This window comes from Streptomyces sp. NPDC057280, from assembly GCF_042668605.1.
Taxonomy (GTDB): Bacteria; Actinomycetota; Actinomycetes; order Streptomycetales; family Streptomycetaceae; genus Streptomyces.
This window is the reverse complement of record NZ_JBHUYR010000010.1, coordinates 252,535-267,345: the sequence shown is the minus strand read 5'-3', so window position 1 is coordinate 267,345 and position 14,811 is coordinate 252,535. Positions and strand designations below refer to the sequence as shown.

General features: G+C 72.4%; 8 protein-coding genes. 4 read left to right on the top strand and 4 right to left on the bottom strand.

Going from position 1 to position 14,811, the window contains the following annotated elements; genetic code table 11:
- Window positions 1-174: 174 nt before the first annotated feature.
- Complete coding sequence (locus tag ACFUO4_RS38665) at window positions 175-408, bottom strand: hypothetical protein (protein ID WP_383493904.1); 234 nt, start codon at window positions 406-408, stop codon at window positions 175-177.
- A 337-nt stretch (window positions 409-745) separates the two neighbouring features.
- On the opposite strand from ACFUO4_RS38665, the gene ACFUO4_RS38660 reads away from it, so the two are divergent.
- Together ACFUO4_RS38660 and ACFUO4_RS38655 are read left to right on the top strand one after the other, a co-directional pair.
- Complete coding sequence (locus ACFUO4_RS38660; protein ID WP_383493901.1) at window positions 746-1,438, top strand: hemerythrin domain-containing protein; 693 nt, start codon at window positions 746-748, stop codon at window positions 1,436-1,438.
- Window positions 1,439-1,486: 48 nt separating this feature from the next.
- On the top strand, window positions 1,487-2,413 hold the full coding sequence (locus tag ACFUO4_RS38655; RefSeq protein WP_383493898.1) for a TIGR03619 family F420-dependent LLM class oxidoreductase: 927 nt from the start codon (window positions 1,487-1,489) through the stop codon (window positions 2,411-2,413).
- Window positions 2,414-2,420: 7 nt separating this feature from the next.
- On the opposite strand, the gene ACFUO4_RS38650 is transcribed toward ACFUO4_RS38655, so the two are convergent.
- The 3 genes from ACFUO4_RS38650 to ACFUO4_RS38640 all read right to left on the bottom strand — a co-directional run bounded on the left by ACFUO4_RS38650 (window position 2,421) and on the right by ACFUO4_RS38640 (window position 12,835).
- Window positions 2,421-5,792, bottom strand: a complete 3,372-nt coding sequence (locus ACFUO4_RS38650) for a BTAD domain-containing putative transcriptional regulator (RefSeq protein WP_383493895.1) — start codon at window positions 5,790-5,792, stop codon at window positions 2,421-2,423.
- Between the two features lie 40 nt (window positions 5,793-5,832).
- Complete coding sequence (locus ACFUO4_RS38645; RefSeq protein ID WP_383493892.1) at window positions 5,833-9,192, bottom strand: BTAD domain-containing putative transcriptional regulator; 3,360 nt, start codon at window positions 9,190-9,192, stop codon at window positions 5,833-5,835.
- A 112-nt stretch (window positions 9,193-9,304) separates the two neighbouring features.
- Window positions 9,305-12,835 carry a BTAD domain-containing putative transcriptional regulator gene (locus ACFUO4_RS38640; protein ID WP_383493889.1) on the bottom strand — a complete coding sequence of 1,177 codons (3,531 nt, stop codon included), beginning with the start codon at window positions 12,833-12,835 and terminating at the stop codon, window positions 9,305-9,307.
- A 190-nt stretch (window positions 12,836-13,025) separates the two neighbouring features.
- Here ACFUO4_RS38640 and ACFUO4_RS38635 point away from each other — a divergent pair, with 190 nt between their 5' ends.
- On the top strand, window positions 13,026-13,718 hold the full coding sequence (locus tag ACFUO4_RS38635; RefSeq protein ID WP_383493886.1) for a hemerythrin domain-containing protein: 693 nt from the start codon (window positions 13,026-13,028) through the stop codon (window positions 13,716-13,718).
- Between the two features lie 5 nt (window positions 13,719-13,723).
- Window positions 13,724-14,650 (top strand): pyridoxamine 5'-phosphate oxidase family protein, encoded by a 927-nt coding sequence (locus ACFUO4_RS38630; RefSeq protein ID WP_079311453.1) that lies wholly within the window; start codon window positions 13,724-13,726, stop codon window positions 14,648-14,650.
- The last annotated feature ends 161 nt before the right edge of the window (window positions 14,651-14,811 follow it).

The window sequence follows — 14,811 nt, the reverse complement described above, 5'->3', positions numbered from 1 at the left end:
GCGGTGGGGATCGTCGCTGTACTCACAGGTCTCCTGGACGTTGCGGGACCGGTCCGTCCGCCCGGAGATCCGGGCGGACGGACCGTGCTGCCTGGCCTGAGCAATGCAGCGTGCCTTCAGGTGGGATCACCGAACGACCTGGCGTCGATCAGCGGGCCACGATGTTGAAGAGCGTCAGCGGGCCGGAGCCGTGACAGGCACGGCGTCCGCGTCGCAGACGTCGAGTCCTCCGGGGCAGGGCGGGGCGGTCTGCGCGGGCTTCGCGTCCGCGGGGACGTCCGTCTCGGAGCTCTCGTCGAGCGTCTGCGCCCCGGACGTGTGCGTCACGTGCGCCTTCTGCGGCTCGGCGGGGGCACTCGCCGTGGCCTGGGCCGAGGCGGCCGCGCCGAGGGCGAGCGTGGCGCCCACGACCGAGAGGCCCAGCGCGACACGAACCCGGCCCGAACGGAGGCCGCGGACAGCGGCTTAACGTACTGACATCTTCGATCCTCGAATCATCGTCTTCGATGTGTTGGCTGACCGTCCGCCATGGGTGGCTTCCCGTGCGGCGGCCCTCTACTGGAGGCGCATCCACCCCGACAGACGTCCCAACTCCCTCGGGGTTGTCGGTCGGACGAGACGGATACGGGGAAGATCCGGTGACCCGCGTCACTGAGACCGGAGGCGGTTTCTGAGCTACGCCCCTTTTCCTGTCCGGCAAGTCCCTTACAAGGGTTCTGCAATTGGGCTCAGGACACTGGGCGGCATGACCTCCAGCAACACATCCGAATCCACCGTGCACCCCTACACCCGCGAGATGGCGATGGTCCATCGGGTGTTTCGTCGTGAGTCGCGGCTGCTGGCCGAGCTCGTTCAAGGGGTGCGCCGGGGCGACAGTGCTCGTGCTCTGGTTCTTGCGGAGCACTGGCGGCTCTACTCCGAGGGCCTGCACACCCACCACACCGGTGAGGACGAGCTGCTGTGGCCGGTGTTGTTGCCTCAGCTGCATCTGGCCGCCGAGCAGGTTCTGGCGATGGAGGCGCAGCATCGCGAGCTCGACGAGGGGATCGCGGTGGTCCAGGGGCTCATGGACCGGTGGCAGCCGGAGGTACGGCCCGATGTGCGTGACGAGCTGGTGGAGGCGCTGCGCAAGCATCACCAGCAGCTGTGCTCGCATCTCGATGAGGAGGAGCGGGAGGTCATGCCGCTGGTCGCCCTTCACGTGACCGAGCAGCAATGGCGTGCGGTGGGAGAGCGGGGCCTTGCCGAGACGCCGCGGAACCGGTTGATGATCGCGCTGGGCGCCATTCTGGAGGACAGCCCGGCTGACGAGCGTCGGGAGTTCCTTGCCCGGTTGCCCTTTCCCGCCCGGCTGTTGTGGAGGGTGGTGGGGCAACGGCAGTACCGCCGTGAGATCCGGCGCGTCCGCGGCGAGGACGCGGCCGGTCGAGCGGTCTGACGGTCCCGACGCCCGCCCTGTCCCGTACCGATCGAGGAACTCCCACCGATGCGCATCGGATTCGCCGTCCCCCAGTTCGGCCCGTTCGCCGACCCTGACCACACCGCCACGATGTGCGCGGCCCTGGAGACGCTGGGCTGCCACAGTCTCTGGGCGGCTGATCGGCTTCTGGCTCCGATCATCCCTCCCGACGGGTACGCCGGTGGCAAGCCCATGCCGCTGCGGTACGGCACTCACCTCGACCCGCTGCTCGCGCTGACGGTGGCGGCCACGGTCACCGAACGGGTGCGGCTCGGGAGCAGCACGCTCAACGCCCTGTGGCAGCCTCCGCTGGTGCTCGCCCGCTCGCTGACGACGCTCGATCTGATCAGTCACGGGCGTTTGGACGTGGGGCTCGGGCTGGGCTGGATGCGTGAGGAGTACGCGGCCGCCGGGGTGCCCTGGCAGGGCCGTGGCGCGCGGCTGGAGGAGACGCTCGACGTGCTGGACGCCGTATGGCAGTGCGATCCCGTCGTTCACGCGGGCGCGTTGTGGCGGATTCCCGAGTCGACGATCCTGCCGAAGCCTCAACAGCGTCCGAGGCCGCCGGTGCTGCTGGGTGGCTTCACCCCGCCCGCGCTGGAGCGTGTCGGCCGGCGCGCGGACGGCTGGTTGGGGGCCTCGATGCCGTTGCCGTACTTCCGGGGTCTTTGGGCCGTCGCGGCCGAGGCGGCCGAGCGGGCGGGGCGTGATCCGGCGGGTCTGCGCCGGGTGTTCCGGGTCAACGCGGAGATCACCGCGTCCGGGGCCGATGCCGCGGAGTCGTTCCAGCGGGGGACCGTTCGCCAGCTCTGTGACCATCTCCGGCTGATGTGCACGGAGGACAACGACGAGGTGCTCGTGGACCTCCAGCTGACGGCCGATTCACCTCAGCGGTTCCTCGAACTCGCGGCGGCGTTTGTGGCCGAGCTCGTCGAACGGGTGCCTGCGGGATGAGGGGCTGCTACGCGGACATCTGCGGCAGTCCTGCCAGGGCGGTTCGAGCGTCGTCCGCCCAGTGCGCGGAGTTCCAGGCGGTGGCCACCCGCTGCGCCTCAAGGTAGTGGTGGCGTGCCTGGTCGGGGCGGTCCAGGTACTGGGCGAGTTCGCCGAGGGTCTGCGCGACGGGCCGGAAGGCCATGGAGAGGTTGCTCACGCCTCCTGCCAGGGTGTGCAGGGGGAGCAGGTCCTGGTAGACCTCCGCGGCGAGTGTGCGGTCGTCGAAGGCGACCGCGGCCATGCCGCGCAGTTGGGTGAGGACGACGTAGGCGAAGTCGCGTTGGATGGGGAGGCGTTGGTCCAGGACGGCGCGGGCTTCTTCGAGGCGGCCGGCGGCGGCCAGGGAGAGCGCGGTGAGGGCTTCGTTGACCGGCTGGTACTGCTCCCACACCGCGAGCAGCATGGGCAGCATCTCGGCGAGACGTCCTTGCTGGACCCGGATGCAGCCCATGCTCAGGGCGGCCAGGCCGCTGAGATCGACGGCTCCTCGTGCCCGGAGTTCGTCCACCGCCTCCGCCAGAGTGCGCTCGGCGTCGTCGAACCGGCCCTGTGCCATGGCGAGCATGCAGTGCCGTAGCCGGGCCACCGCGAACAGGCCCTGGAGCTCGTAGGTGCGGGCGATGTCGTCCGCGCGGGTGAGGCAACGCTCCATCTGTGCCGGGTCGTTGCGGCCGGCGGCGATCCGGGCGGCGATGTAGTGGCTCATCCAGGAGTACTCGGGGCTGTCCTCGGCGGCGGCCACCTCGGTGAGTTCGCGGTGGAGCCGCTCGTAGGTCTCGGGGTGGAGGTCGCAGTCGATGCGGCGCAGCAGTGAGGTGAGAGTCAGTCCTCGCAGCCGGGGTTCGCCCGCGGCGCGGGCCAACCGCACCGCCTGGTGTGCTACGTCCACGGCGCGCGGGTCGGAGTCGTCGAGGGCGTCGGCCAGCTGGTCGAGGAGCAGGCATCGTTGCCGGTCGGTGAGGTCCGGGCGCGCCAGCAGCATGTCCAGTTCCTCGACGGCCTCGGGGTCGGACACCGCGTAGGCGCGCACCCGCCAGGGGGTCGGTTCGGTCCAGGTCGTGTAGGCGGCGATCAGCAGGTCGGTGCGCGAGGCGGCGGGTTCGGTCTCGGGGGTCTCGGTGGGGCGGCCGGCCTGCCGTTCCGCCCGGGCCACGCGTACGGCTTTCTGTTGGGCCTCGCGCGCCGGGACGATCGCTCCCATGCGGATCCGGCAGTCCACCAGTTGGCCCAGGGCCGACACGCGCAGCCGGGCGGCGTCCTGGTCGGCGAAGGCTTCGGGGTGGCCGGTGAGGAGGTCGAGCGCTGCGCTCAGTATGGCTTCGGCGTTCTGCGGGGCGTAGCGGCGTACTGCCTGCTCGCCCGCGAGCAGGGCGTGGCGGACCGCGGGCCCGGCGTCGGCGGTGAGGACCGCAGCCGCCTGGAGGAGGTGGTGGGCGGTGGTGGCGACGTCGTCGGAGCCGAGGGACATCAGGGCCCTGCCCAGGCGGGAGTGCAGCCTGGCCAGCCTCAGGTGGGTGAGGTCGGCGGCGAGGGCGTCGCGTACCAGGGCGTGCGTGAAGCGGACGGTGCCGGGGCGGGGTTCGGTGAGCAGTCCTGCGGTGACGCCCGCTTCCAGGGCGTCGAGCAGCTGCTCGGGGTCCTTGTCGGTGGCGCGGAGAAGGAGGGTGAGCGGGCTTTCGCGTCCGGCGACGGCGGCGAGACGCAGTCCGGCCGTGACGGCGGGTGGCAGGAGGGCCAGTCGGCGCTTGAGGACGTCCTGGACGCCTTGGGGGACGGCTTCCAGCGCCTGCTGTTCGCCCTCGCCGGCCAGCAGGAGCGAGCTCTCCCGAAGGTAGAAGGGGTTGCCTCCGGTGCGTTCGGCCAGGGCCGCCGCGACGTGATCGCTCATGTCGGATGCACCGCGCCGCAGCAGTTCCGTCGCGTGGGCCTGCGACAGTCCGCCGAGGGCCACCCGTGCGGGCGCGAGGACGGCCAGGCGGGCCAGTGCACCGGTCAGGTCGCCTTCTCCGGGGCGGTAGGAGCCCACCAGCAGCACCGGTACGTCGCGCAGCTGCTCGGCGCAGAGCAGGAACAGCTCGACGCTTTCCTGGTCGCCTCGGTGCAGGTCGTCCAGCACGATCGCCAGCGGGCGGCGCAGGGCGGTCTCCCGGAGCCAGCCGACGAGTGCTTTGTGCAGGCGGAACCGTTGGGCGGGGCTGCCGTCGGACTGGCCGAAACCGGCTGCGTCGTCGGGAGTGAGCAGCGGCGCCAGCGCCGCGGTGTACGGGCCGGGCGGGGCGACCCGCGCGAGGCCGGGCAGCATGTCGTGCCAGGCCCAGCCGGGTGGGGCGCCGTCTGTCTCGGGGCATTGCCCGAACCCCGTCAGCCAGCCCTGCCGGGGCAGTTGGCTGATGCCCGTCTCCAGCAGGCTCGACTTGCCGATACCGGCCTCGCCGGAGACCAGGACCACCTGGGCGTGGCCTTGCCGTGCCCGATCCGCCGCGGCTGCCAGGACCCCCAACTCGGCCTCGCGGCCCAGGAGACGGTCGGCCGCGAGCGTGGTCGGCGCTTCGGGCGCGGCGCCCGTCCCCGTCGCGCGTTGCAGCACGTCCCGGCGCTGGTGCAGCAGAGCCTGCTCCAATTCCACCAGGGAGGCGCCGGGTTCGACTCCCAGTTCCTCGTCGAGCGCGCGCCGGGCCCGTCGCAGCGCGCCCAGGGCTTCGCCTTGGCGTTCCTTGGCCCACAGGGCCAGCGCCAGCAGCCGCCAGGCTTCCTCGTGGAGCGGCTGTTCCTGCGTCAGGGCGTCCGCGTCGGCCAGTGCCTGGTCCACGAGTCCGGTGCCGAGGCGGGCCGCGGCGAGCCGCTCGCGGGCGGTTCGGTGCATCTCCTCCAGGCGGGCGCGCTCGCCGACGGTCCACGGCTCGTCCGTGAACTCCGCGTACGGCTGCCCGCCCCACAGGGCGAGCGTGTCGGCCAGCTCCGCGACGGCCTGGGGCGTCCGCTCCCCCGCCGGACGGTCCATCACCCGCCGCTCGAACACCCAGGCGTCCACCGCGTCCTGTTCCAGGACCAGGGCGTAGCCGTACGGCGCGCTGATCAGCAGTCGTGCGGGGGCCCGTGGGGGCCGTTGCGGTTCCAGGGCGCGCCGCAGACGGGCGACGTACGCGTGCAACGTCGGCTGGGCGCTGGGCGGGGTCTTCGCCGGCCACAGCCGCTCGATGAGCTGCTCCGTGGGCACCACGGTCCCGCGGGCGATCAGCAGTTGTGCCAGGAGCAGCCGGGGAAGGCGCCCGCTCACGTCCACCGCGTGGCCGTCGGCCTCGATCCGGAACGATCCGAGCACTTTTACTTTGATCATGACAAGCCCAGCCTAGTCTGCGGGCGCGGCACGCCTTCGGTCATGGCATGCGGATCTGGGCGACCCAGGGGCGGGCGCCGAGGCGCTCAAAGGCGGCCAGGGCGCGGCCGAGTTGTTCTCGTGCCTCCTGGGTGCGGTTCGCGTGGCGGAGCCAGTGGCCGTAGTCGGTGCGCACGCAGGCGCGTTCGAAGGGCCACTGTTCGCCGAGCGGGTCGGCCAGGGCGTACTTGTAGTGGGTCTCCGCGTCCTGGGTGGGGTGGGCGAGCAGGGCCTGGGCGTGGTGCAGGAGCTGGGTCAGGCGTGCTGAGGATGCATCGGCGAGCTGCTGTACGGCCTGGTCCACGGCGGTGCGGGCGTGGGCGATGCGGGCGGCGTCGCCGGTGTGCCGGGCGGCTGCGGCGAGGGCGGCCAGGCAGTAGTACGACTGGTAGTAGTGCTGGGGGCGTCCGTCGTCGGTGAAGGCGCTTGCCAGGTGGCGGTAGGCCTCTTCGTGGTCCTGGTCGGCCCAGGCGGCGAGGCCCAGGGCCCAGCGTGCGTGGATGTTGACTCTTCCGGTGGGGTGGGCGTCGACGCTGAGGGCGTCGTGCAGGGCCCGGCGGGCCTCCTGGGTCTGGCCGCGCAGCGCGAGCACGGCTCCGGCCAGGGAGTGGACCTGTGCGTCGGCGAGGCCGGGTTCTTCGCCGGGGGGTGTGTCGGCGGTGCGGGTGACGGCGGTCTGCGCCGCCCGGATGCGGCCCTGGTGGAAGGCGAGCCAGCCCAGTGAGCTGACCCGCAGCCGGTTGCCGGCGTTCTCGGTGTCCGGGTGGTCGGGGTCGGCCAGGACGGGGGGCACGGGGTGGAACGGGTCGGGCAGATCGTGGATGGCGGCCACACCGCTGAGCAGCCAGGTGATGCGCATGTCCGGTTTCGTCGTGGTCAGCAATCGCTGCAGCTCCTCGTGCTGGCGATGGGGCTCGTGGTGCGGCCGGCACATGGCCTGTGCGTAGAGACGTGTGACGGCGTCGTCGGGATGACCGGTGTCGAACTCGGCCGTGGCCGCCAGGACTTGGTCACGGTGGGCCGGTACCCCGGAGAAGAGGGCCGCGGTGACTGCCGTGACGAGGGCGGAGCGGGCGGTGTCAGGGTCCAGCGGCGCCAGCGCCCGGGCGGCCGGCAGCAGGATCCGGATGGCCTCCGTCGGCCTGTTGCGGGCGAAAGCGGCCCACCCGCGCAGCAGGGTGAGCTGGAAGGTGATGTCCGGGTCGTCGGTGAGGGCCGCGATGCGGGTGGCCAGGTCGCTGACGTAGGCGGCCCGTTCCTGGTAGGTGGCGAGATAGGCGGTGCGCATCAGCCGCTGTGCCCGCGTGCGGGGGGTGGCGCTGAGTTGGGCGGCGCGTTCCATCGCGGTGAGGGCTTCAGTGCTCGCGCTGCGCCGCAGAGCGCGGTCGGCGGTGGCTTCCAGTGCTGTGGCCGCCTGTTCGTCGGTTCCGGAGGCGGCCGCGGCGAGGTGCCAGGCCTGCCGGTCGGGTGTCAGCTGCGGGCGGGCGGCGAGGTCTCGGTGCGCTGCGCGGCGCCGCTCGGCAGGGGCGCTGTGATAGACGGCGGAGCGCATCAGAGGGTGCCGGAACTGGACGTGGTCGCCGGTGAGCTGGACGAGGCCTCTGTCCGCGGCCGGCTGCCACACGTCCGGGTCGGTGTAGGGGGCGGGCAGGAGGCCGAGTTCACCGGTGTCGCAGACCGCGGCCAGCAGCAGGGCCTGCTGGGTCGGGGCGGGCAGCTGGGTGAGGTGCGTGGCGAACATGCTGGTCAGGCGGGTGGTGAGGGCGAGGCCGGGGGTCTGCCAGGGGGCAGGGGTCGTCGGCAGGACGCCGGTGCGGTCGGCGGCGGCCCGGGCGAGTTCGATGAGGGCCAGCGGGTTGCCCGCGGCGAGGTCGAGGATCTGCTGTCGTGTCGCGCCTTGCGGGGGGTCGGGCTGGCGGTCGAGGAGTTCGGCTGCCCTGGCTGCGGACAGCGGCGCGAGTGTGCGGGTGGTGACGTCGCGGGTGAAGCCCGGCGGCGGCAGGGCGCCTCGGGCGGTGAGGAGCAGGCTGATGGGTTCACCGTCCACACGCCGGGCCAGGAAGCTGAGGACTTCCAAGGAGGCGGGGTCGACCCACTGCCCGTCGTCGACCAGGAGGGCAAGAGGGTTTTCGGCAGCGGCCTGGCAGAGCAGGGTCTGCGCGGCCAGCGACACGTACAGGCGTGCGGTGGGCTCGCCGCCGTGGTCCGGTTCGGCAAGTCCGAAGGCCTGCCGCAAGGCCGTTCCGTGGCGGGCGGGGAGATCCGCGGCCCGGGACAGCAAGGGGCGCAGCAGCTGGTGCAGGCCCGCGAACGCCAGGTCGTGCTCGCTTTCCGCGCTCCGCAGCCGCAGGACCCTGATTCCCCGGTCGGCCGCCAGCTGGGCGGCGGCCGCGAGCAGGGCGCTCTTGCCGACGCCCGGTTCACCGAGGAAGACCGCCACCTGTGCCGCATCGCGGTGGGGGGTGAGCAGTTCCTCGATGCTCAGGAGGTCCTCCTCCCGGCCCACCAGGGCTTCGGGCACGGACGGCCGCCGCTCAGCTGAGGCGACCGGGCGGCCCGGCAGCCGCACGGATCCGGCGTCTGCCGGAGCGGGGGCCACAGCGGCGTGCAGGACCTCGGCGTCCTGTACGAGGAGGGCCTGCTCCAAGTCGCCCAGTGCCTGCCCCGGGTCGAGGCCCAGTTCCTCGCGGAGGACGCGACGGCAGCGGCGCAGCGTGGAGAGCGCCTCGCCGCGGCTGCCCGACCCCCACAGGGCCAGCGTCAGCAGCCGCCACCCCTCCTCCCGCAGGGGGTGATCCTTCACCAGCGCGGCCGCTGACGGCACCGCCTGGCCCGCTCCGCCGGTCCGCAGGATCGCCGCCACCAGCAGTTCCTGTGCGGCCGCCCGCAGTTCATCGAGCCGGTGCGCCTCGGCCGCGGCCCACGCCCCGTCGGTGAACTCCCCGTAGGCGGCCCCGCGCCACCAGCTCAGCGCCTCGTGCAGGGTCTGCCGTGCCGTGTGCGCCGGCTGCGTGCGGGAGCGGTGCACGGCGTCCTCGAAACGCCAGGCGTCGACGGCGTCGTCGGGCAGCCGAAGACAGTAGCCCTGAGCCGAGCTGAGCAGGACCGAGGCGGGCGCGCGCGGGGGCCGGTGCGGTTCCAGCACCCTTCGCAGGTGGGACACGTAGGCGTGTACGGAGATCAGGGGGCGCTGGGGCGGGTTGCCGTGCCACACGTCCTCGATCAGCCGGTCCGAGGAGACCGCGCGGCCTCGGTGCGAGGTCAGGACCGCCAGTACCGCACGCTGCCTGCGGCTGCCCAGATCGGCTGGGCCTCCGCCGACTTCAGCCTCGGCCGGGCCCAGTACACGAATACGAATCATGATGGCTCTCGTCGTCGGGCCAGCGGACCTGGCGCCATGGGTGTCAGTCTCAGACCGCGCCCGCTTGCCGGACGTGGCCGCTCTGCCGGACGTGGTCGTCTGGCCCGTGGGGTCAGAGGAGGAGGTTGCGGCGTTGGCCGTGCTGGTCGGCGAGTTTCGCGAGGGCTCGGTGGGCGGCTTCGGCGCAGTGCGGTGAGTTCCAGGTGCGGGCGGTGCGTTCGGCCGCGGCGTAGTGCCGGGCGGCTTTCTGCTGCTCGCCCAGGAGCAGGTACAGGTCGGCCAGGGCGTGGTCCAGGGGGCGGGTGGCGTAGACGGCGGCCGCGGCGGCGAACTGGCCGCGCAGCGGCAGCAGGTGCTCGACGAGCCCGGCGGCGCTTTCCAGGTCTCCTTGGAGAACGGCCAGTTGGGAGCGGAAGTCGAGTTCGATGCCGTAGAGGTGGTCGGTGACCGGCTTTTCGGGGAGGCGTACGGCCCGCGCGTCGTCGTGGCGGCCGAGGAGGGCGAGGATGAGGGCGTAGAGGACCCCTACCGGGGCGCCCACCGCGTCGTAGACGTCACGCATCATCGGCTCGATGTCGGCCGGGCGTCCCTGGGCGAGCCGGATGGTGGACACGCCGAGCGTGCGCATGCCCTGCGCCTGGTGGGTGCCGACGCGCTGCAGCAGGACGTCGGCCTCGGCGTACTGGGCCTCCGCCTCGTCGAACCGGCCGTGGACGGCGGCGAGCATCGCCTTCGTGGCGGTGTTGATGCCTTGGGCCCACACCATCCGGTAGCGCTTGGCCAGTGTCAGGGCGTGCGCCGTGTACCGGTTGACCGCGGCCGGATCGTTGCCGGCGATCGCGGTGAGGGAGTCGAGGTGCTCGCAGATCCAGCGGTAGGCGGGCAGGTCGTGGGTGCGGGCGAGGTCGCGCAGTTCCGCGACCAGGGGGGTCCGCTCGGCGCCGTGCAGTTCGTGCGGGAAGAGTTTCGCCGAGGTCATCAACGCGGCGGCCAGCAGGCGCGGGTCACCGCCGGCCCGCGCCAACTGCAGCTGGGCGCGGGCGGCTTCGGCCGCTCGGGGCGGGTCCTTGACCGCCACCGCGTCGACGAGGGCGTGGAGGACGCCCGCGCGCGAGCGGTCGTCCAGGTCCGGGTCACAGGCGAGTTCGTCGATCCGTTTCAGTACGGCCGGGTCGTCGGGCACCGCCAGCCTGCTGTGCCAGGAGGAGGGTTCGGCCCAGGCTCCGTAGACCGCGGCCACGAGATCACCCCGGCCCGCCTGTTCAGCCAGCTCGATCGCGCGCTTGCGGGTGTGCCGTGCCGCGTCGGTCGAGCCGGCGCTCACCTGGGCGCCGAGCAGTCGCACCAGCAGGCCCACCATGTGTTCCGGTTGTTCCTCAGCCGCTCCAGGCGCCGCAGCCGTGGTATGGGTGTCGATGGCCTGCTCGATCAGTTCCACGGCCACCTCGTGCGCATAGCGGCGGGCAGCCGCCTCCGCGGCACGCAGGGCGTAGTCGACGGCCAGCGGTGCGTCGGCGATGTCGCCCGACCGGGCGAAGTGGTGGGCGAGGGCGGCCAGGTCGTCGGGACGGTGCCGGCGCAACACCTCAGCGGTGCGGGCGTGCAGCCGTGACCTGCGCACACCCGACAGGTCGGTGTACACCGTGTCGCGGACCAGGGCGTGAATGAAACGCACCCGGCCCGGGCGGGGTTCCACCAGCAGGTTCGCCACCAGCGCCGCGTCGAGTCCTTCGAGCAAGTCGGACTCGGGCACCTCGGCGGCTGCCGCGAGAACGGTGACTTCGGCCTCGATGCCGACCACCGCCGTCAGTTGTACGGCGGTCCGCGCACTGTCGGGGAGCAGGGCAAGGCGCCTGCGCAGCACGTCGCGCACGCCTTGCGGAACCTCCGAGACCGCGACGAGGGCGCCCTCGCTGGCCAGCAGTCGGGCGCTCTCCAGGACGTAGAAGGGGTTGCCGCCGGTGCGTTCGGCGAGTGCCGACAACGTGGCGTGGCCGACGCCCTCGCCGCAGACGGCCTCGACGACGGTGGCCACGTCGCGCGACGGCAGGCCGCCCAGCGTGATCCGGTGGGGAACGCCGGGGGCGAGTTGGGCCAGGGTCTTGACCAGGTGTTGCCCGGCTTCGGCGGGGCGGTAGGTGCCGACGGTGAGCAGCGGTACGCCGGTGACGGAGGCCGCCACCTCGACGAGGGCGAGTGTCTCGCTGTCGGCCCGGTGCAGGTCCTCCACCACGACGGCGAGCGGGGACGCGCCCGCCGCGGCCCGCATCCACTCGACGAAGGCACGGTGCATACGGAAGCGTCCGCTGGCGGCCTCGTCGGCCGTCGGGGCCGCCTCGTTGTCCGACTCGCCCAGCAGGGCCGCCAGTTCCTCGGGGCGGGCGGGGGGCGTGTCGCGGGCGAGTTCACCGAGCAGCTCCACCCAGGCCCAGGCCGGCGGAGCGCCCTCGTATTCGGGGCAGCGTCCGATGAGCACCCGCCAGCCCTCGGTGCGCAGGCGGTCGACGAGTTGGCCGATGAGGGCGGACTTGCCGGCTCCGGGTTCGCCTGTCACGAGGAGCGTGGCCCCACCGTGCCGGGCGGTGTTCGCCGCGCTGTGGGCGGTGCGGAGTTCGGCGCTTCTGCCGACGAAGAGGTCGTGCCAGCGCGGCCGGGTGGTGTCGGCGGTCGCGGGCGGACGGGGTCCGTCAGTGGTGGTAGCGGGCGGGCGGGCGCCATCGGGGACGGCGAGTGAGCGGGAACGGTCGGCTGCGGAGACGGGGTGGGGTCTTGAGGCTTCCTCGGCAGGCGAAGAGATGCTTCGCGTGTGCCCTGCGCGCAGGGCCGCCCGCTCGGGAGCGGACGTCGCCGTGCGCAGCACGTCCCGGCCCGCCCGCTCAGGGGCGGACGTCGCCGTGCGCAGCACGTCCAGGCGTTGCGTCAGCACCGCGTGTTCCAGCTTGACCAGCTCCGGGCTCGGCTCACAGCCGAGTTCCTCTCGCAGGGTCCGGGTCGCCCGGCGCAGGGTGGAAAGGGCGTACGCCTGCCGGCCGCAGGCCCACTGGGCCAGGGCCAGCAGCCGCCACCCCTCTTCCCGTAAGGGGTGCTCGCCGACCAGGGCTTCGGCCTCCAGCGCCGCCTTGGACACGCGTCCGGTGCGCAGGTCGGCGGCGACCGCCAGCTCGCCGGCCTCGGCGCGCAGTGCGGTCAGGCGGGCCACTTCGGGCCCGGCCCAGTCCGCGTCCGCGTGTTCCGCGAAGGCGGGGCCCTGCCAGCAGCGCAGGGCTTCGGCGAGCAGGGCGCCCGCTTCCTCCGGCTCGGCGTCGCGGGCTCGGGCGACGCCGGCTTCGAAGCGCCACGCGTCCACCGCGTCCGGCGGCAGCCGCAGCGCGTATCCCGGGGCAAGGGTGACCAGGATGCTCGCGGGGGTGCGCGGCGGGCGGTCCGGCTCCAGTGAGCTGCGCAGCCTCGAGACGTACACGTGCAGCGACGCCATGGCCTTTGCCGGGGGTACGTCTTGCCACAGACCGTCGATCAGGCGGTCCACCGAGACGACGCTGCCGCGAGCAGCGATCAGCAGGGACAGGACGGCTCGCTGTCGGGGGGCGCCCAGGTCGACGGGCTTGCCGTCGACCTCGGCGCTCAGCGAACCCAGAACTCTCATGCGCAACACGTCGACGAAATCTACCCAGGGGTTCGAACACTCTTATGAACAGGCGATAAACGTCGACGCCATGGACGCGTCAAGCCGGCTTGCAAGTGAACGGTAAGCCGATGGCAAGCGGGCGGCAGCAGGCTGGGCGGACGTGACCCGTTTCCACTGCGTCGCGTCCGAACCATTGGAGCAAGCAAGCGTGTTCGCCAGCCGTACGACCGAACAACTCCCGACCGCCGACCGGCCCTACACCCACGAAATGGTCGTGGTGCACCGGGTCTTCCGCCGCGAGTCGGCACTCCTTCCCCGTCTGGTGCGCGCCGTGGCCGACGGCGACCGCGCCCGTGTCCCCGTCGTCGCCGGTCACATCCGGGAGTACGTGGCGGGACTGCACAGCCATCACGAGCTGGAAGACGAACTCCTGTGGCCGCTGCTGCGCGCCCGCTGCGTGCAGGACGACGACCTCGTCACCCGGATGGAGCTCCAGCACCTGCGCATCGACGGAAGCCTGACGGGCGTGACGCAATGGCTGCCCGAGTGGGAACGGACCACGGACAGCATCGCCGGTGAGGAACTGGCGCTGGCCCTGGACGCGCACCGCATCGCACTCGTCGAACACCTCGACGAGGAGGAGCAGTCGGTGCTTCCGCTCGTCGCCGAGCACCTCACCGTCGCCGAGTGGGACCTCCTGGGCGCACGCGGGATGGAGTCCATCCCCGACAACCGTCGCCTCATCGCCCTCGGAGCCATCCTCGAGGACGCCACACCCGAGGAGCGGGACTTCTTCCTCGGCCGGGCCCCGCTTCTCGGGCGCCTGCTGTGGCGGACCGTCGGCCGGCGCCAGTACGCGGCCCTCTGCCGTACCCTGCGCGGCCCGCTGGACGGGGAGTGACGGACATGACGATCCTCGAAGCGGCCCCGCTCGACGTGCTGGACGCCTACCGCACCTGTGAGTTCGTCACCCTGGGCCGCAACGGCGCTCCCCTCGTCTGGCCGACCGCGACGCTCCGGCACAAGGACGGCACGTTCCTGGTGACCACGTCCCTGGCCTTCGCGCAGAAGGCGTTGAACGTGCGCCGGGACGGCCGGGTCGCCCTGCTCTTCTCCGACCCCACCGGCAGCGGCCTCGCCCATCCCCAGCAGATCTTCGTCGGCGGTCACGCCGAGTGCGCCGACGACATCATGACGGGCACTCAGGGCACCGAGGACTACTGGCGGATGCTCTTCGAGAGGCAGCCGCACAGCCGGGCCTACGTCTCCCTTCCGATGCGTCGGCTGATGAGCTGGTACTACCTGCGACTGCTGATCACCGTGACACCTGAGCAGGTGATCGTACGGCCACCGCTGGATCCGCCCACGACCACACCGCCGGCCGCCTCCGGTACGCCCCTGGGGCACGCCCGCCTCGCCGAGTTCCCCTCCGCCGTGCTGGCCGCGCTCGACTCCGCCGGGGCTCCGGTGCTGGCGCGGACGGTCCCCGTGGCAACGGACGCCGGGTACCTCGTCGACGTTCCCGCGGACTGCGCGGTGACACCCGGGCAGGCGTCCCTGCTGGTGCATCGGCACGACGAGCTGCTGAACAACATGACCAACACCCTGGTCCGCGGGGAACTGCGCAAGGCCGGGGAGAGCTGGGAACTCATCCCGGCCAAGGTGGTGGAGCCGATGGGCTCGGGGCGCCTGAAGGACGCCGTACGGGTGTTGCGGCAGACCAAGCGCGCCAGCGACCGGTACCTGGAACGCCGCGGGCTGGCGCGGCCGGACGTGCGGTGGGACGAGTTCAAGGCGCTTGCCGCAGCGGCTCGCAAGAGCGACTCCGCCTGATCGGTCGCCGTAGACCCGGTGCGGGAGACCAATGGGGTTGGTCTCCCGCACCGCCTTTTGCACCATCCCCGCCGGTTACCCACGCTTCAACCGCATGGCCCACCGCTGGGAACCGGGAAGGCTGTCCCCTCTCGCGGGCAGTGGCTGCGCAGCGGAGGCCG